The sequence below is a fragment of the Pseudomonas asiatica genome, from assembly GCF_009932335.1.
Classification (GTDB): domain Bacteria; phylum Pseudomonadota; class Gammaproteobacteria; order Pseudomonadales; family Pseudomonadaceae; genus Aquipseudomonas; species Aquipseudomonas asiatica.
This window is the reverse complement of sequence record NZ_BLJF01000001.1, coordinates 3,042,757-3,061,080: the sequence shown is the minus strand read 5'-3', so window position 1 is coordinate 3,061,080 and position 18,324 is coordinate 3,042,757. Positions and strand designations below refer to the sequence as shown.

The 18,324-nt window shown below is 62.1% G+C and carries 16 protein-coding genes; 9 read left to right on the top strand and 7 right to left on the bottom strand.

The window, feature by feature from the left end; all coding sequences use genetic code 11:
• The first annotated feature begins 24 nt into the window (after nt 1–24).
• The 4 genes from sucC to GYA95_RS14160 all read left to right on the top strand — a co-directional run bounded on the left by sucC (nt 25) and on the right by GYA95_RS14160 (nt 4,917).
• Nucleotides 25–1,191 (top strand): ADP-forming succinate--CoA ligase subunit beta, encoded by a 1,167-nt coding sequence (gene sucC / locus GYA95_RS14175; RefSeq protein WP_003254205.1) that lies wholly within the window; start codon nt 25–27, stop codon nt 1,189–1,191.
• Nucleotides 1,191–2,075, top strand: coding sequence for a succinate--CoA ligase subunit alpha (gene sucD / locus GYA95_RS14170; RefSeq protein WP_004376004.1), 885 nt, complete (start codon nt 1,191–1,193; stop codon nt 2,073–2,075). The genes sucC and sucD overlap by 1 nt, the downstream gene beginning before the upstream one ends.
• Nucleotides 2,076–2,558: 483 nt before the next feature.
• On the top strand, nt 2,559–3,872 hold the full coding sequence (brnQ, locus tag GYA95_RS14165) for a branched-chain amino acid transport system II carrier protein (RefSeq protein ID WP_015271095.1): 1,314 nt from the start codon (nt 2,559–2,561) through the stop codon (nt 3,870–3,872).
• A gap of 295 nt (nt 3,873–4,167) precedes the next feature.
• Nucleotides 4,168–4,917, top strand: a complete 750-nt coding sequence (locus GYA95_RS14160; RefSeq protein WP_015271094.1) for a DUF599 domain-containing protein — start codon at nt 4,168–4,170, stop codon at nt 4,915–4,917.
• A gap of 67 nt (nt 4,918–4,984) precedes the next feature.
• On the opposite strand, the gene GYA95_RS14155 is transcribed toward GYA95_RS14160, so the two are convergent.
• The gene (locus GYA95_RS14155) at nt 4,985–5,278 is read right to left on the bottom strand and encodes a hypothetical protein (RefSeq protein WP_015271093.1); all 294 of its coding nucleotides are present in this window, start codon (nt 5,276–5,278) and stop codon (nt 4,985–4,987) included.
• Nucleotides 5,279–5,432: 154 nt separating this feature from the next.
• Between GYA95_RS14155 and GYA95_RS14150 the strand changes: the two genes are divergently transcribed.
• The 4 genes from GYA95_RS14150 to GYA95_RS14135 all read left to right on the top strand — a co-directional run bounded on the left by GYA95_RS14150 (nt 5,433) and on the right by GYA95_RS14135 (nt 9,169).
• On the top strand, nt 5,433–5,909 hold the full coding sequence (locus GYA95_RS14150) for a PaaI family thioesterase (RefSeq protein ID WP_004375991.1): 477 nt from the start codon (nt 5,433–5,435) through the stop codon (nt 5,907–5,909).
• A complete protein-coding gene (locus GYA95_RS14145; protein ID WP_015271092.1) occupies nt 5,906–6,388 on the top strand; it encodes a PaaI family thioesterase in 483 nt (160 codons plus the stop codon). Before GYA95_RS14150 ends, GYA95_RS14145 begins: the two co-directional genes overlap by 4 nt.
• 71 nt (nt 6,389–6,459) lie before the next feature.
• Nucleotides 6,460–8,364, top strand: coding sequence for a molecular chaperone HtpG (gene htpG / locus GYA95_RS14140; protein WP_015271091.1), 1,905 nt, complete (start codon nt 6,460–6,462; stop codon nt 8,362–8,364).
• A 79-nt stretch (nt 8,365–8,443) separates the two neighbouring features.
• Complete coding sequence (locus GYA95_RS14135) at nt 8,444–9,169, top strand: dienelactone hydrolase family protein (protein ID WP_015271090.1); 726 nt, start codon at nt 8,444–8,446, stop codon at nt 9,167–9,169.
• A gap of 129 nt (nt 9,170–9,298) precedes the next feature.
• On the opposite strand, the gene GYA95_RS14130 is transcribed toward GYA95_RS14135, so the two are convergent.
• Nucleotides 9,299–10,162 (bottom strand): pirin family protein, encoded by an 864-nt coding sequence (locus GYA95_RS14130; RefSeq protein WP_015271089.1) that lies wholly within the window; start codon nt 10,160–10,162, stop codon nt 9,299–9,301.
• Between the two features lie 117 nt (nt 10,163–10,279).
• On the opposite strand from GYA95_RS14130, the gene GYA95_RS14125 reads away from it, so the two are divergent.
• The gene (locus tag GYA95_RS14125) at nt 10,280–11,284 is read left to right on the top strand and encodes an amidohydrolase family protein (protein ID WP_015271088.1); all 1,005 of its coding nucleotides are present in this window, start codon (nt 10,280–10,282) and stop codon (nt 11,282–11,284) included.
• 94 nt (nt 11,285–11,378) lie between these two features.
• Here the strand turns inward: GYA95_RS14125 and fabB are convergent, their stop codons facing one another.
• From fabB to GYA95_RS14100, 5 genes are all read right to left on the bottom strand, one after another.
• Nucleotides 11,379–12,599, bottom strand: coding sequence for a beta-ketoacyl-ACP synthase I (gene fabB / locus GYA95_RS14120; protein WP_013973429.1), 1,221 nt, complete (start codon nt 12,597–12,599; stop codon nt 11,379–11,381).
• 11 nt (nt 12,600–12,610) lie between these two features.
• Nucleotides 12,611–13,126: a 3-hydroxyacyl-[acyl-carrier-protein] dehydratase FabA gene (gene fabA, locus GYA95_RS14115; protein WP_003251509.1), complete on the bottom strand. Its 516-nt coding sequence runs from the start codon at nt 13,124–13,126 to the stop codon at nt 12,611–12,613.
• A 207-nt stretch (nt 13,127–13,333) separates the two neighbouring features.
• Nucleotides 13,334–15,265: an ATP-binding protein gene (locus tag GYA95_RS14110; protein WP_015271087.1), complete on the bottom strand. Its 1,932-nt coding sequence runs from the start codon at nt 15,263–15,265 to the stop codon at nt 13,334–13,336.
• Nucleotides 15,262–16,152 (bottom strand): ABC transporter substrate-binding protein, encoded by an 891-nt coding sequence (locus GYA95_RS14105; protein ID WP_015271086.1) that lies wholly within the window; start codon nt 16,150–16,152, stop codon nt 15,262–15,264. The genes GYA95_RS14110 and GYA95_RS14105 overlap by 4 nt, the downstream gene beginning before the upstream one ends.
• Nucleotides 16,152–18,299 carry a TonB-dependent receptor plug domain-containing protein gene (locus GYA95_RS14100; protein WP_015271085.1) on the bottom strand — a complete coding sequence of 716 codons (2,148 nt, stop codon included), beginning with the start codon at nt 18,297–18,299 and terminating at the stop codon, nt 16,152–16,154. Before GYA95_RS14100 ends, GYA95_RS14105 begins: the two co-directional genes overlap by 1 nt.
• Nucleotides 18,300–18,324 lie beyond the last annotated feature (25 nt).

Genomic DNA, 18,324 nt, shown 5'->3' with positions numbered 1-18,324 from the left:
TACCTAACGAAGACGGTAAAAAGCATGAATCTTCACGAGTATCAGGGTAAGCAGCTGTTCGCTGAGTACGGCCTGCCAGTTTCCAAGGGTTTCGCTGTCGATACCCCTGAGCAAGCTGCAGAAGCCTGCGACAAGATCGGCGGGAACGAGTGGGTGGTAAAAGCCCAGGTTCACGCGGGTGGTCGCGGTAAGGCGGGCGGCGTCAAGCTGGTTCGCAGCAAAGAAGACGCCAAGGCGTTCGCTGCACAGTGGTTGGGCAAGAATCTGGTTACCTACCAGACCGATGCCAACGGTCAACCCGTCTCCAAGATTCTGGTCGAATCCTGCACTGACATCGCCAAAGAGCTGTACCTGGGCGCTGTAGTCGATCGTTCGAGCCGCCGTATCGTGTTCATGGCTTCCACCGAAGGTGGCGTGGACATCGAGAAAGTCGCTCACGAAACGCCTGAGAAGATCCTCAAGGCCACCATCGACCCGCTGGTCGGCGCTCAGCCGTTCCAGGGTCGCGAGCTGGCATTCCAGCTGGGCCTGGAAGGCAAGCAAGTTCAACAGTTCGCCAAGATCTTCGTTGGTCTGGCCAAGCTGTTCAAGGATCACGACCTGGCCCTGCTGGAAGTGAACCCGCTGGTGATCAAGGCCGACGGCGACCTGCACTGCCTCGATGCCAAGATCAACATCGACGCCAACGCCATGTACCGTCAGCCGAAGCTGAAAACCTTCCACGACCCGTCGCAGGACGACGCCCGTGAAGCCCACGCTGCCAAGTTCGAACTGAACTACGTTGCCCTCGAAGGCAACATCGGCTGCATGGTCAACGGTGCCGGCCTGGCCATGGGTACCATGGACATCGTCAACCTGCACGGCGGCAAGCCGGCCAACTTCCTCGACGTTGGCGGTGGTGCTACCAAAGAGCGCGTTACCGAAGCGTTCAAGATCATTCTGTCCGACAGCAATGTCGCGGCCGTTCTGGTCAACATCTTCGGAGGCATCGTTCGCTGCGACATGATTGCCGAAGGCATCATCGGTGCAGTGAAAGAAGTCGGCGTGAAAGTTCCGGTTGTCGTTCGCCTTGAAGGCAACAACGCCGAACTGGGCGCTAAAGTACTGGCAGAAAGCGGTTTGAACATCATTGCGGCAACCAGCCTGACCGACGCTGCTCAACAAGTTGTCAAAGCTGCGGAGGGCAAGTAATGAGCGTCCTGATCAATAAAGACACCAAAGTCATCTGCCAGGGCTTCACTGGCTCGCAGGGTACTTTCCACTCCGAACAGGCCATCGCCTACGGCACCAAGATGGTCGGCGGCGTAACCCCAGGCAAGGGTGGCACCACCCACCTGGGCCTGCCAGTGTTCAACACTGTGAAAGAAGCTGTGGAAGCTACCGGCGCCGACGCTTCGGTGATCTACGTTCCGGCTCCTTTCTGCAAGGACTCGATCCTGGAGGCTGCCTTCGGCGGCATCAAGCTGATCGTGTGCATCACCGAAGGCATTCCTACCCTGGACATGCTGGATGCCAAGGTCAAGTGCGACGAGCTGGGCGTGACCCTGATCGGCCCTAACTGCCCAGGTGTCATCACCCCGGGCGAGTGCAAGATCGGCATCATGCCTGGCCACATCCACCTGCCAGGCAAGGTCGGTATCGTTTCGCGTTCCGGCACCCTGACCTACGAAGCTGTGAAGCAGACCACCGACGCCGGCTTCGGCCAGTCGACCTGCGTCGGCATCGGCGGTGACCCGATCCCGGGCTCCAACTTCATCGACATCCTGAAGCTGTTCCAGGAAGACCCGAAGACCGAAGCGATCGTCATGATCGGTGAGATCGGCGGTTCGGCTGAAGAAGAAGCTGCGGCCTACATCAAGGCCAACGTCACCAAGCCTGTCGTTTCCTACATCGCTGGTGTTACCGCACCTGCGGGCAAGCGCATGGGCCACGCTGGCGCCATCATCTCCGGCGGCAAGGGTACTGCGGACGAGAAGTTCGCGGCCCTGCAGGACGCTGGTGTGAAGACCGTGCGTTCCCTGGCTGACATCGGCAAGGCCCTGGCCGAGCTGACTGGCTGGGAAGTCAAGAAGTAATACTGCTACACCCCCCACGCGCACAGAGGCCACCTCGGGTGGCCTTTGTCGTTTCTGGGGCTTGGGTAATCCTGCACTGGCCCTATCGCCGGCAAGCCAGCTCCCACAGGAGATCACCACAGGCCCTGATTGTGAAGGTCTCCTGTGGGAGCTGGCTTGCCGGCGATAGGGCCAGTGCAAACTGCGAAGAACTTTCGATGGGTTTGATAGGGATTTTCACGCAGACAAACTTCCCAATATCGGGATAATTCTCGCTGTCCTCGGTTGCACAGACGACAAACATGTACGCACATCGGACAAGCAGCACTGTGCCAGTGCGTTTGCCTGACAAAACAGTTACATTACGCGCTCACTCTGTGCCCGTACCCCAAAAGGGAACGACACGCTAAACGGGTCTGGCCTATCAAGCCGGGCAGCATTTCCCCTCATCCAAAGGGAAATCCCCTCTCGAATCCCGATTTCAGCAGTGTGGTACTACCTTAAATGAAAGTTCTCAAAGGCCAGGATATCCTGGCGCTTGGCTTTATGACGTTTGCGCTTTTCGTGGGCGCTGGCAACATCATCTTCCCGCCTATCGTCGGTCTGCAGTCTGGCCCGCACGTATGGATGGCGGCCCTTGGCTTCCTGGTTACCGCCGTGGGCCTGCCGGTCATCACCGTGGTCGCCCTGGCCAAGGTCGGCGGCGGCATGGATGCCCTGAGCAGCCCGATCGGCAAGTTCTTCGGTGGCCTGCTGGCGGCCGTGTGCTACCTGTCGGTCGGCCCGCTGTTCGCCACCCCGCGCACCGCGACCGTATCGTTCGAAGTGGGCGTTGCGCCGCTGACCGGCGAAAGCCCGCTGGCGCTGTTCATCTACAGCCTGGTGTACTTCCTCGTGGTACTGGCCGTGTCGATGTACCCGGGCAAGCTGCTCGACACCGTGGGCCGCTTCCTGGCGCCGCTGAAGATCATCGCCCTGGCGGTGCTGGGCATCGCCGCCTTCGCGCTGCCTGCCGGCACCATTGGTGAAGCGCAGCCGGCCTATGCCGCCGCAGCGTTCTCCAAGGGCTTCTCCGATGGTTACCTGACCATGGACACCCTGGGTGCCCTGGTGTTCGGTATCGTCATCGTCAACGCCATCCGCTCGCGCGGTGTCGAGTCGCCGAAACTGATCACCCGCTATGCCATCATTGCCGGCCTGATCGCAGGCGTCGGTCTGGCCCTGGTGTATATCAGCCTGTTCCGACTGGGTGCAACCAGCCACGAGATCGCGGCTGACGCTACCAACGGTGCGGCGGTACTGCATGCCTACGTGCAGCATACCTTCGGTTCGCTGGGCAGCGGTTTCCTCGCCGTGCTGATCGCGCTGGCCTGCCTGGTGACCGCCGTTGGCCTGACCTGTGCTTGCGCCGAGTACTTCAGCCAGATCCTTCCGCTGTCGTACCGCGCTCTGGTGGTGATTCTGGCGGGCTTCTCGCTGTTGATCTCCAATCTCGGCCTGACCAAGCTGATCATGTTCTCGATCCCGGTGCTTACGGCGATCTACCCGCCGTGCATCGTGGTGGTCGGGCTGAGCTTCGTGAAGGACCTGTGGAACTCGCCGACCCGCATCCTGGCACCAGTGATGCTGGTATCGCTGCTGTTCGGCATGGTCGATGCGATCAAGGGCAGCAGCATTGCCCACGTGCTGCCGGACTTCATGGCTCACCTGCCGCTGAGCGACCAGGGCCTGGCCTGGCTGGTGCCTTCGGTGGTGACCCTGGTTGGCGCCGTGGCCTGCGACCGCATGCTCGGCAAGCCGCGCGAAGCGCTGGCCTGATAGTCGAAGCCTGAGGGCGGCACCGGCCACAAGCCGAAGGGTGCTCGCCAAGGGTGGAAACTCAAGAGCCCCGTATCCGAAAGGATGCGGGGCTTTTTCTTTGCCTGCACTGGCCTCTTCGCAGCACAAGGCTGCTCCTACAAGTGCAGTGCCGTACCTGTAGGAGCAGCCTTGTGCTGCGAAGAGGCCAGAACAGGCAGTGCGGATTTCTGGGTGGATGTGTGCCTTTTACCGCTTGCCAGCGTCGAAATCCGGTCCCTATCCTTCAGGTATCTGGCCCTCCCGGGAACCGTGCATGAACTTCATCCAAAGCAACTTCAACAATCTTTTGGCCATCATCTGGTTCGCCCTGTGCTGGGGCGGTTACACCCGTTATGCCATCTGGAAGGGCCGCGACACCGCGTGCCTGGCCAGCGTGCTGCACCTGTACCGCGAAGACTGGATGCGCCGCATGCTGCTGCGCGACAACCGCATTGCCGATGCGAGCGTGATCGGCAACCTCGAGCGCAACGCCTCGTTCTTCGCCTCCAGCACCCTGATCATCCTCGCCGGTATCCTCACCGTGCTCGGGGCTTCCGACCGGGCGCTGTCGCTGCTGGCCGATCTGCCGCTGGTGCAGCAGACCTCCCAGGGCATGTCGGAGATCAAGCTGCTGTGCCTGGCCATGGTCTTCGTCTATGCCTTTTTCACCTTCAGCTGGTGCATGCGCCAATACAACTTCGCGGCAGTACTGGTGGGGTCGGCGCCGATGATCGGTGAACGGCTGGTCAATGAGCTTGAACGCAAGGCATTCGCCTCGCGGGCGGCGCGGGTGCTGTCGCTTGCCGCCAACCAGTTCAACCTGGGCCTGCGTTCCTATTACTTCGGCATGGCCATGTTGAGCTGGTTCATCAGCCCATGGTTATTCATGGTCATGAGTGTCGGGGTGGTGCTGATTCTGTACCGCCGCGAGTTCCATTCGGATGTATTGGATGTGATGGTGTTCACACCTACCGAAAGTGTTTCGATCGAACCCGCCAAGGAAAACACCGCTCCTGGTACCTGAAACGTTTAATCCATAAGTTTCAGGCACAAAAAAACCCGACAATGTCGGGTTTTTTTGTTTTAGCCGATTACTGCTTGGCAGGTTCGGCTGGAGCAGCTGGGGTAGCTGGAGCGGCTTCCGGAGCCGGAGTAGCCGGAGCGGCTTCTTCGGCGGCCTTCTGCTCGGCTTCGGCCTGATCTTTGGCGGCTTCGGCGTTTTCCTTGGCAGCCTCGTTCATTTTATCCTGAGCTTCGCCCGCTTTTTCCTGGGCTTGCTCGGCGTGTTGCTGTGCGTCCTGGGCTTTGTCTTCGCTCGCTTTATCGCAAGCGGCCAGGCCCATGGCAGCGGCCAGCATCAGAGCAAAAGCAAAAGGTTTACGCATGGGGGTGTTTCTCCTTGGTGGAATAAGTGACTTGTTCCTTCGAGTGCAACTACGCGGAATAAGTTCCGCGAAGATTACACATATATAACGTCCCGTTCTATATAGACTTTTTAACGATTTTATGCCGCTGCGGCAATGCGCAGGGAAACAGCCAATGAGTGATTCAACCTTGATGGCCATGGCCGAGCGTTTTCTCTCGGCCCTGAAACATTGTCAGTTGTTGCAAATGCGTGTGGTGCAAACCAATGCCGATGGCATGACCCTGGTGCTGCCCTGGTCTGCGGCCATTGTCGGCAACCCGCAGACCGGCGCCGTGCATGGCGGCGCGCTGACCACGCTGATGGACACCACTTGCGGCATGGCCACGCTGTGCGTGCTGCCGCGCTTCGAAGTGTGCCCGACACTGGACCTGCGCATCGACTATATGCATCCGGCCAAGGCCGGCAAAGACATCTACGGCCATGCCCAATGCTACCGGGTCACCCGCGATGTGATCTTCACCCGTGGCACGGCCTACCAGGATGACCCCGCTCAGCCTATCTGCCAGGTGGTGGGCACGTTCATGCGCCTGGGCCAGGAGATCAAGGGTGGCATCCGCTTCGGCAACAGCCTGAAGGAGGGCGGAGCATGATTCCGCACAATGTTCGCCAACAGCTCAACGCTGCTCATGCGGTGGGAGACTATCGGCCCTTGCTGGCGCTGATCCCCTATGCCGGCCTGATCGGCATTGAATGCGAGCGTCAGGGCGATGACCTGCTGTTCCGCCTGCCGGCCAACCAGGACAACATCGGCAACCCGCTGCTGCCGGCCATCCACGGCGGGGTGATCGCGGGCTTCATGGAACTGTCGGCAGCGCTGTACCTGCTGATATTCAGCGAGAGCGCAAGCATTCCGAAGATCATCGACTTTTCCATCGATTACCTGCGCGCCGGGCACTTTCGCGATACCTACGCCCAGTGCCAGCTTTGGCGCCAGGGTCGGCGGGTGACCAATGTGGCCATCACCGCCTGGCAGGGGGACAGGCAGTCGCCGATCGCCACGGCTCGGGCCCATTTCAAGATCGAACCGGAAAAGCCCTTGAAATCATCCGGGCAGCCCCCATCTGCATGACATCCGCCGCTAAACGCTGGCCAACCTGGCCGCCAGGCGTCAACTGCCATCAGATCGGAGTTTTGAAGACCATGAGTGTGGAGACTCAAAAAGAAACGCTGGGCTTCCAGACCGAGGTAAAGCAGCTGCTGCACCTCATGATCCATTCCCTGTATTCGAACAAGGAGATCTTCCTGCGTGAATTGATCTCCAACGCCTCCGACGCCGCCGACAAGCTGCGTTTCGAGGCCCTGGCCAAGCCAGAGCTGTTCGAAGGCGACGCCGACCTGAAGATTCGCCTGAGCTTCGACAAGGACGCCGGTACCGTGACCCTCGAGGACAACGGCATCGGCATGAGCCGCGAAGACGTCATCACCCACCTGGGTACCATCGCCAAGTCCGGCACTGCCGACTTCATGAAGAACCTCACCGGTGACCAGAAGAAGGACTCGCACCTGATCGGTCAGTTCGGTGTGGGCTTCTACTCCGCGTTCATCGTTGCCGACAAGGTCGACGTGTACAGCCGCCGTGCCGGCCAGCCGGCCGCTGAAGGCGTGCACTGGTCGTCGAAGGGCGAAGGTGAGTTCGAAGTCGCCACCATCGACAAGCCACAGCGCGGCACCCGCATCGTCCTGCACCTGAAGAAGGGCGAGCAGGAGTTCGCCGATGGCTGGCGCCTGCGCAATGTGGTCAAGAAGTACTCCGACCACATCGCCATGCCGATCCAGCTGCTGAAAGAGCAAGCTACCGCCGAAGGCGAAGAGCAGCCGGCCGAAGAGTGGGAAACCGTCAACCGTGCCAGCGCCCTGTGGACCCGTCCGCGTACCGAAATCAAGGACGAGGAATATCAGGAGTTCTACAAGCACATCGGCCATGACTTCGAAAACCCGCTGGCCTGGAGCCACAACAAGGTAGAAGGCAAGCTCGAATACAACTCGCTGCTGTACGTGCCCGCCCGCGCGCCGTTCGACCTGTACCAGCGCGAAGCGCCACGCGGCCTGAAGCTGTACGTGCAGCGCGTGTTCATCATGGACCAGGCCGAATCGTTCCTGCCGCTGTACCTGCGCTTCATCAAGGGTGTGGTCGACTCCAACGACCTGTCGCTGAACGTGTCGCGTGAAATCCTGCAGAAAGACCCGATCATCGACTCGATGAAGACCGCGCTGACCAAGCGCGTGCTGGACATGCTGGAGAAGCTGGCGAAGAACGAGCCCGAGCAGTACAAGGGCTTCTGGAAGAACTTCGGTCAGGTGCTGAAGGAAGGCCCGGCCGAAGACTTCGCCAACAAGGAAAAGATCGCCGGCCTGCTGCGCTTCGCTTCCACCCAGGACGACAGCGGCGAGCAGAGCGTCGCCCTGGCCGACTACCTGGCTCGCGTCAAGGAAGGCCAGGACAAGATCTACTACCTCACCGGCGAGTCGTACGCGCAGGTCAAGAACAGCCCGCACCTGGAAGTCTTCCGCAAGAAAGGCATCGAAGTGCTGCTGCTGACCGACCGTATCGACGAGTGGCTGATGAGCTACCTGAACGAGTTCGACGGCAAGGCCTTTGTCGACGTCGCCCGTGGCGACCTGGACCTGGGCAAGCTGGACTCGGAAGAAGACAAGAAGGCCCAGGAAGAAGTCGCCAAGGACAAGGAAGGCCTGGTCGAGCGCCTGAAGGGCGCGCTGGGTGACAGCGTGGCCGAAGTGCGCGTATCGCACCGCCTGACCGACTCGCCGGCGATCCTGGCCATCGGTGAGCAGGACCTGGGCCTGCAGATGCGCCAGATCCTCGAAGCCAGCGGGCAGAAGGTGCCGGAGTCCAAGCCGATCTTCGAGTTCAACCCGACCCACCCGCTGATCGAGAAGCTGGACAACGAGCAGAGCGAAGACCGCTTCGCCGAGCTGTCGCACATCCTGTTCGATCAGGCAGCCCTCGCGGCCGGTGACAGCTTGAAGGACCCGGCGGCTTACGTTCGTCGCCTGAACAAGCTGCTGGTCGAACTGTCTGCTTGAGTTGATGCATAGGAAAGCCCGCTTCGGCGGGCTTTTTTCATGGCGAGCATATTGATGACGAGTGCCAAAGGAGTGCTTGATGAGCAAAGTAATCGTCGAATCGCTGGTCTATCACCTGTCCGGCAAGGCGTATGAAAGCCGCCTGGTATACGAGCCGGGCGCGCTGGGGCGGCCAGGTCTGGTGATGGCGCCGAACTGGATGGGTATAGGCGAAGGTGCCGAGCGCATCGCCAAGGAAGTGGCCGAGAAGGGCTATGTAGTGCTGATTGCCGACCTGTACGGGCAATCGGTGCGTCCGTCCAATGCCGACGAGGCCGGCGCGGCGATGATGCCGTTGAAGAATGACCGAGGCGAGCTGCGCAAGCGCATGCAGGAAGCCCTGGCGCAACTGTTGGGGCAGTCGAAGGCGCTGCTGGAACCGGGCAAGGTCGGCACGTTTGGTTTCTGCTTTGGTGGCTGCTGTGCACTGGAGCTGGCCCGTACTGGCGCCGATTTGCGTGCGGCGGTGTCGTTCCATGGCACCCTGGATACCCCGAACCCGGAAGATGCCAAGCGCATCAAGGGCTCGGTGCTGGTGCTGCACGGCGCTTCCGATCCACTGGTGCCGAAGGAGCAGTTGCCGGCGTTCGAGGAGGAGATGAACGCGGCCAAGGTTGACTGGCAATTGCTGAGCTATGGCGGCGCGGTGCACTCGTTTACCGACCCGAGTGCCAATGTGCCGGGCAAGATGCAGTATGATCGGCGTACCTCGGAGCGGGCGTTCCGCTCGATGCATAACCTGCTGACCGAAGTGTTCCAGCGCTGATGGCGCATTGGGGCTGCTGCGCAGCCCTTCGCGGGCTTGCCCGCTCCCACAGGTACGGAACTGCCCGTAAGTGCAACGCCGTCCCAGTGGGAGCGGGCAAGCCCGCGAAGGGTCGCAAAGCGGCCCCAATTACCGCGGCAACTCGATTCTGGAGGTTTCCCCCGGCACCACCGGCCATTCCCCAGCAGCCCACTTGGCCCGGGCCTGTTCGATCAGCTCCACATCACTGGCGACAAAGTTCCAGTTCATCCGCCGCGGCCCATCCAGTGGTGCGCCACCAATCAGCACCAGCTGGCACTCACCCTCCGCATACAGCGTCACCTCTTTACCCTCGGGCAGGACCACCAGGCTGCAGGGTTCCACATCCTCATCGTTCATCACCAGCTCACCATCGAGCAGGTACAGCGCCCGCTGCGCATGCTCGTTCGGCACCAATAGCGTGGTTGCCGGTTGCATCTGTACATGCGCGTACAGGGTAGGGGAGAGCACCGGCACCGGCGATTCCAGGCAGAACCCGCTGCCGGCGATCATGCAGATGCGTACTCCCAGGCTGTCGCTGACCGGCAGGCTCGCCGCCGGGTGATGGCTGTAGCTTGCCGGGCCTTGTTCCTGCTCGCGTGGCGATGCCAGCCATACCTGCAGCCCGTGCAGGCGTGAGCCATGGGCCAGGGCATCTTCAGGAGTACGCTCGACATGGGCCACACCGCTGCCTGCGGTCATCCAGCTGACGTCGCCCGGCAGCACCCGCTGCACCGAGCCGAGGCTGTCCTTGTGCAGGATTGCCCCTTCGAACAGGTAGGTAAGGGTCGACAGGCCGATATGCGGGTGCTGGCGGATGTCCATACCATGCCCCGGGGCATAGTCGGTTTCGAGCATGTGGTCGAAAAACACGAACGGGCCGACGCTGCGACACTGGGCCGATGGCAGCGGGCGCAGGATCGGCTGGCCCTCGACCGATTCGGCACGTGGGCGGATGACCAGGGGGCTGCTCATGGGAAGGCTCCAGGCAAGGTGGAAATGCCCCAAGCATAGCGGTTTGCCCGCCCCGGCTGAACCGTCTCGTAGGCCGGCCGGTCTAGAGATCTGATACCCGGAAAAGGAAGCTTCATCATGATCGTGAGAGCGTTGGCCTGCGTGCTGTTATCCACCTGGCTGTGCCAAGCGGCGCAGGCACGCGACTACCGCTACAGTGATGCCCACCTGCACTACGTCGACTTCTTCCAGGAAAGCGAAGGCATGCCTGCGCTGATCAAGGCCATGGATGCCGCCGGTATCGAGCAGTCGATGATTTCCGGCGTCCCGGTGGCCAAGAAGTGGCATGAAGACGAGCCCAAGCGCCCACGCTATTACGCTGGGGATGACGCCGAAGCCTACTGGTACAGCGCCACCGATACCTACGTGGCGGCGGCGCTACAGCAACTGCCCGACGAGCAGCGCAAGCGCTTTCATCCGTTCCTGGCCGGCTTCAATCCGGTGGACAAGAACGCCGCCAGCCATATCGAGCGCATGCTCGATCTGCATCCGGGGCTGTGGCAGGGCATTGGCGAGGTGTTCACCCGCCACGATGACCTGACTGCTCTGACCAGCGGTGACACGCCGCGCGCCAACAACGAAGCCATGGCGCGTATCTACCACCTGGCGGCCGAGCGCGACCTGCCGGTGCTGCTGCATTCCAACATCACCTCCAAGCGCGAGCGCAACCCGCTGTACCTGGCGGAGATCGAACAGCCGCTGCGCAATCACCCGCACACGCGGTTCATCTGGGCGCATGCAGGCAGCAGCATGGAGATTCACCGGCACCAGACGCAGATGGACTTTCTGCTGCCGGTGCTGACGCGGTTGCTGGAGGATTACCCGAACCTGTATGTCGATTTGTCGTGGAGCGTGCTGAAACCCTATCTGCTGGATGACCGGGGTGTGCCGCGCAAGGCGTGGCTGGCACTGGTCGAGAGGTTCCCGGAACGGTTCATGCTGGGTTCGGATGTGGTGGGGCGGTTTGGCAGCCTTGGGGAGCAGATGCATGGGTTCAGGCCGTTTCTGGACGCATTGCCGGAACAAGTTGCCAACAAGGTGGCCAGGGAGAATTTTCTGGCTGTACTGCCCAGGCGGAAATAAGGGTTTTCCTGTGCCGGCGATAGGGCCGGTACAGGCAATACAAATGAAAACGCCCCGAATCAGTCGGGGCGTTTTCGTTTACCGCAGCAGCGTCTTACTTGCCTTCCCAGCGCTTGAGCACCAGGGTGGCGTTGGTGCCGCCGAAGCCGAAGCTGTTGCTCATGACCGTGTCGATCTTGGCGTTTTCTTCGGTCTTGCGCAGGATCGGCAGGTCGGCGACTTCCGGGTCCAGCTCGTCGATGTTGGCGGAGCCGGCGATGAAGTTGTTTTCCATCATCAGCAGGCAGTAGATCGCCTCGTGTACGCCGGCAGCGCCCAGCGAGTGGCCCGACAGGCTCTTGGTCGAGCTGATCTTCGGCGCCTTGTCGCCGAACACGGCGCGAACGCCCTTGATCTCGGCAACGTCACCGACCGGGGTCGAGGTGCCGTGGGTGTTCAGGTAATCGATCGGAGTGTCGACGGTCGACAGCGCCTGCTGCATGCAGCGGATAGCACCTTCGCCGCTCGGGGCAACCATGTCGTAGCCGTCGGAAGTGGCGCCGTAGCCGACGATTTCCGCGTAGATCTTGGCGCCACGGGCCAGGGCGTGTTCCAGCTCCTCGACCACCACCATGCCGCCACCGCCAGCGATGACGAAGCCATCACGGTCGGCGTCGTAGGCGCGCGAGGCCTGTTCCGGGGTTTCGTTGCGCTTGGTCGACAGGGCGCCCATGGCATCGAACAGGAACGACTGGCTCCAGTGCTCTTCTTCACCGCCACCGGCGAAGACGATGTCCTGCTTGCCCCACTGGATCTGCTCCAGGGCGGTGCCGATGCAGTGTGCCGAAGTGGCGCAGGCCGAGGAGATCGAGTAGTTGATGCCCTTGATCTTGAACGGGGTGGCCAGGCACGCCGAAACGGTGCTGCCCATGGTGCGGGTAACGCGGTACGGGCCGACGCGCTTGACGCCTTTCTCACGCAGGGTGTCCAGCGCTTCCATCTGGTTCAGGGTCGAGGCGCCGCCGGAGCCCGCCACCAGGCCGGTACGCGGGTTGGAAACCTGCTCTTCGGTCAGGCCGGCGTCCTTGATCGCATCCTGCATCGCCAGGTAGGCGTAGGCAGCAGCGTGGCCGACGAAGCGGTAGACCTTGCGGTCGATCAGTTCTTCGAGGTTGAGGTCGATGGACCCGGAAACCTGGCTACGCAGCCCCATTTCCTTGTATTCCGGGTTGTAACGGATACCCGGACGGCTGTTGCGCAGGTTTTCGGTGACGGTAGCTTTGTCATTGCCCAGGCACGATACGATGCCCAGACCAGTGATAACGACGCGGCGCATGCGAATAACCCTTAGAAATTGTCAGTGGAGGTGAACACGCCGACCCGCAGGCCTTCGGCAGTGTAGATCTCGCGGCCGTCGACGCTGACCGAGCCATCGGCGATGGCCATGTTCAGCTTGCCCTTCAGGACGCGCTTGATGTGAATGTTGTAAGTGACTTTCTTGGCTTCCGGCAGTACCTGGCCGAAGAACTTCACCTCGCCCGAACCCAGGGCGCGCCCGCGGCCTGGCAGGCCCTGCCAGCCGAGGAAGAAACCTACCAGCTGCCACATGGCATCAAGCCCCAGGCAGCCCGGCATTACCGGGTCGCCTTCGAAGTGGCAGGCGAAGAACCACAGGTCCGGATTGATATCCAGCTCGGCGACCAATTCACCTTTGCCGTACTTGCCGCCTTCTTCGCTGATATGGGTGATGCGATCGACCATCAGCATGTTCGGCGCGGGCAGTTGCGCATTACCTGGGCCGAACAGCTCACCGCGACTGCAGCGCAGCAGGTCTTCCCGAGTAAAGGCGTGTTGTTTGGTCATGCGAGCTCCTCAATAACCCCCTGCGGCAGGGGATGAATCTTCCCGGCCGGCCCGATACGCATCGCGTTCGGGGCGGCAGCCTACAGGTAGACTATTGCGTTGTGGTGAAAGTCACAGTGCACCCGGTGAAAGAAGTACAGGTGTGCACTGAAACGTCTATTTTCAGGTCCGATGAAGGTCCTGTCCAGTGTTTAAGACTGCCGCACTTTAGCATTTATCGCCAGTCGCGGTTGTCTGACCGGGTAGCCAGCGCTGCAGCACGCGCTGCAGTTCAGTGCGGCGCAAGGGTTTGCTCAGGTAGTCGTCCATGCCGGCCGCCATGCAACGCTCGCGGTCGCCCTGCAAGGCGTTGGCGGTCAGGGCGATGATCGGTAGCCTGGCGCCGTTGGGCAGCTGGCGGATACGCCGGGTGGCTTCATAGCCGTCCAGGTGCGGCAGGCGGCAGTCCATCAGCACGGCGGCAAAACGCTGCTGGCTGACCCGTTCGACCGCCTCCAGGCCGTCCTCGGCCGTGCATACCGCCAGCCCCAGGCTACGCAGCATGGCCTCGATGACACTTTGGTTGACCGGATTGTCCTCTACCAGCAGCACCTGATCATTGTCGGCCACCGCCGGTGGCGCAGCGCTTGGTTGCGTCAGCGAGAGCGGGGCAGGGCTGGCCAGGGCCAGAGGCATCTCCAGGGTAAAGGTCGAGCCCAGGCCCTCACGGCTTTCGCCACGCAGCTTGCCGCCCATGCGTTCGGCCAGGGTGCGGGCGATCGACAGTCCCAGCCCGGTGCCGCCATAGCGGCGGGAAATCGAGCTGTCGGCCTGCTGGAAGGCGACGAACATCATTTCCAGGCGTTCGTTGTCGATGCCGATACCGGTGTCGCGCACACTGCAGGTCAGCCAGATCAGTTGGCGGTCCAGCACCTGCCAGCGCGCCTCGACCTGAACCTGGCCGCGTTCGGTGAATTTCAGCGCGTTGCCGACCAGGTTCAGCAGGATCTGGCGGATGCGCGTGGGGTCGCCGTTCACCTGCAGCTGCTCGATACCCGCCGGCATTTGCAGGTGCAGGGCAAGGCCGCGCTGTTGGGCGCTGTGCTGGAACGACTGGACGCTGCTGGTGATCAGTTCGCCCAGGTTGAAGTCGATGTGTTCCAGTTGCAGCGCGGCGCGTTCGATGCGCGAGAAGTCGAGGATGTCATTGATGACCTTGAGCAGGTGCCCGGTGGATTCGCTGGCCACCGCGGTGTACTCGGCCTGCTCGCTGTTCAGCTGCGTGGTTTCCAGCAACTGCAGCATGCCCAGTACGCCATTCATCGGCGTGCGCAGTTCGTGGCTCATCATCGCCAGGAAATCCGATTTGGTGCGGTTGGCCTGTTCGGCCTCCTCGCGGGCCTGGATAAGCTCGGCAATCGCCTGCTTCTGTTCATTGCTGGCCTGCGCCAGGCCATGGGCCAGGTTATTGATGTGGCGTGCCAGATGGCCCAGTTCGCTGTCATCGACCACCGGCAACAGGGTGTGGTACTCGCCCTGCTGGATGGCCTTGACCGCGTGCCCCATGTCGCTGATCGGCTTGGCGAGGCTAAGGGCCAGGCGGCGCGCCAGCAGGAAAGTGAACAGCAGGGCGAACAGCGCGAGGATACCGGCCTTGATCACGATTTCCTGCTGGCGCTGGCTGAAGGCGTCATCGGACATGCCGACGATGACCCTGCCCAGGTAATCGTCGCCAATGGCCGGGCTGGTGGCCTTGCCCTGTTGCAGGAAGTCGCTGTCCAGGCGGATCTGCTGCAGGCGGATGGGCGCCTGGAACACTTCGACGCGCTGCGCGCGGTTGGCGCTTTCGTCGGACTGCTCCACATAAACCAGTATGTGGTTGCGGCTGTCCTGCACCTCGAGGAAGCGCACGTGGGGGATGCTGAGCGTGGCGCGCATCAGGCCCTCGAGCACTTCGTTGTTGCCCGAGATCACCCCGTATTCCGAGGCTGGCGCCAACTGGTTGGCGATCAGTTGCCCGGTGTGGTTCAGTTCCTGGCGCAGGTCCTGGATACGCACGAAGGTGAAGAAGCTGATCAGCAGCAAGGTCAGCAGCAGGGCAGGGCCGAGGCTGATGATCTGGGTGCGGGTGTGAATGTCCCAGCTCAGGCGCTTGCTCATGGGGTGGGTTCTCCTTCGGCCAGGGCCTTGGCGGCGGCGTTCGGATCGATCGGTTCAAGGCCCAGGGCGCGCGCCACCTGCTGGTTGCCGCTGACGCCGAAGCGTACCGGGTACAGGCTGCGTGGCCAGCGCGCCGGTGGCTGGTCGAGCAACTGGTCGAGCACAGCCAGCCAATCGTCCTGGTCGCTGAAGGTGCTGGCCAGGGCGCCGGCGCGGACGAACCCGGCGTTCGGGCCGATCAGCGCCATCTGCCGGCCATAGCTGCTCAACAGCAGGTTTTTCGCAGTCTTGGAGTTGTACAGGTCGGCATCGTCCAGGCCCAGCAGCACGTCACTGTTGGCCAACAAGTGTTGCAAAGGGCGGCTGTCGCGCGGGTCGGGCCAGTCCTGGGCAATGATCTCCAGGCCCAGCGGGCGGGCGGCGTGGCGCAGCTCTTCGAGCAGAAAGCTGCTGTGCTCACCGTACAGCACACCAATGCGCTGGGCCTGCGGCAGCAGGTAGCGCGCCAGGCGCAACTGCCGGCCCAGCGGCGGATCGCTCCACAGCAGCGTGAGGAACGCGGGCCGCGACTTTCCCAGGCGCTGTTCAGCCTGCACCCGGCTGACCCTCATGGCCAGGGCCGGCGGGCCGGCAGTTTCCCCGAGGCGCCATTCCAGTGCGGCGTTGTCCAGCAGGATCAGGCGCTGGTCAGCCTTGAGCTTGCCCGGGGGTGGCAGGTCGGCGGTGGTCTGGAAATGTACATGGTCGTGCGGCCGGCGGCTTTCCAGCGCGGCGACGAAACTGCGAATGCCAGGCTGGTCTTCCGCGCCTACCAACAGGATTTCGCTGGCGAACAGTGGCCCCATCGGCCACAGGCACAACAGCAACAGGCGCAGCAGCAGGGCCATCAGAACTCCAGCTCCGCGCTGATGCTCAGGCGGTGGCGGCTGTCGTAGCGGTTCTGAATTGCCGTGGTCGGCTCATCGTCCAGGCGCTGTTGCCACAGCGCCGCCAGCTCCAGGTTGCTGCCATGCACCCGGAAACGTTTGGCCAGGCGCAGGTCCAGGCGCTCGTAGCGATACTGGTTGAGTGCATCGTCACCGTAATAGAACAGCGCGCTCGACCAACCGGCACCCCACTCGCGCATCCATCCGGCCGAGCCGCTGTTGCGCGCGCTGAGGCGGCGGTCGGCGGGGTTGCTGGCCCAGGCATCCACGTAGGCGTAGGTCACCCGCAGGCGGTCGCGCAGGGTCGGGCGCCAGTCCAGTTGCGCCTCGCTGCCGCTGAAACGGGCCTTGTTGGCATTGCTGGCGATGTACTGGTTGTTCTTCAGGGGCTCGCTGATCATGCCGGTGATCTCGTCATAGAACAGCTTCACATCCATGTTCAGGTCGATGTCGCTGAAGTAGCCGTTGTAGCCGAGTTCGCGCGAGCGCATGCGTTCCTGGTCGAGGTCGCCCGGGCCGCGGGTCTTGACGAAGTATTCGCCGTTTTGCAGGCCAAAAGCGTTGGGGGTCAGGTTCTTGACCGTGTAGCTCCAGTTGACGTTGTTCTCGAACATGTCTGGCGAGCGCACTGCCTCGGAATACACTGCACGCAGGCCATGGCGCGGGGTGATCAGGTAGTTGACCGCCACGCGTGGGGTCAGCGAGCTGCCGGACAGGCGCGAGTCCTCGAACATGGCACCACCCTGCAGGATCCAGTGTTCGTCGGCGCGCCACTCCAGCTGGCCGAACAGGCGCCAGGTCTGGTCGTCGATGCTGCCATTGAAGTAGGTCTGCGAGTCGGCACGATCATAGCGGTAGTTCATGCCGCTGAGCAGGCGCAGGCTGTCGGTCAGGCTCAGGGTGTCCTGGATTTCCAGGTCGTAGCGGGTTTCGCGGGTGCTCTGGTCGACGTCGCCGCAGACCTGCTGGTTGCCACCGTTCGCCCATTGCTGCTGGACCTTCTCCAGAAGCCCTCTCATGACGGGATCGTTGGTCGAAAGTGGCGCGCCGGTAGCAATGCCGCGTGCCACTTTTTCGGCGAAATCGGGGTTCATTTGCCAGAGCTGGGTCAATTCCGGGCTGAACGACTGCAAAGCGTCACAGGCACGCCACACCTGCTGACGGTCGAAATGTTGGGCAGAGCCTTGGATATACAGGCTGTGCTCAGAACTGAAGTCCTTGGTCCAGCGCAATGAGCCGGCGTAGTCCTTGGCACTGACGTCAGCGTTGTTACCGGCTTCGTATTTGGCGAACACCGGCTGGTAGGTATAAGGCCGCTGGTTGCTGCCTTCCTTCGCAGCAAGTTGCCATTCCAGGGTCTGGTCGTGTGCCAGGCTGTGGCTGGCGTTGATATTGAAGCGGGTCAGCCGGCGGCTGTCGCGGTAGTCCTGGCCGAACTGGTTCTCGTCGAAGCCATCGTCCTGCTGGCCTGACAGCGACAGGCGCATGTCGCCACTCTCCCAACCGAAGCCGTGGCTGGCGTAGAAATCGTTGATGCCGTCCTGGCCGCGGGTCATCTTCAGCCGCGTGCCATGGCTGTCGGCAGGGTTGCGGGTAAGGATGTTGACCACCGCCATCAGCGCGTTGGCGCCATAGCTGACCGTGTTGGGGCCGCGGAACACCTCGATGCGCTCGATATCCTCCATGGCCAGGGGGATGTCGCTCCAGTCCACCGTGGCCAGGCCGGCGCGGTACACCGAACGGCCATCGATCAGCACCTGCATGCGTCGGGCATCGTTGACGTTGCTGCCGTGGTAGTTGACCGTGGGTTGGTTGCCGGCGTTGTAGCCCACCATCATGCCCGGCACCAGGCGCAGCAGCTCGGGGATGTCACGGGCACCGCTGGCCCGGATCAGCTCGCTGTCGAGCACGGTCATGCTGCCCGGTACTGCGGCGGGGGATTGTTTCAGGCGCGTGGCGGTCAGAACCTGCGGCAGGTCCGTGTTGTCGATGAACAGGTCATCGGCCACGGCCGGGCCGCCGAGCAGGGCAGTCAGTATGAGCAGGCGCGGGTACGAGGGCGTGCCAGGGAACACAAAGCGGCCTTGTATCAGGATTGAAACAGGCATGGTAACTGACCGTGGGGGTTTTGCC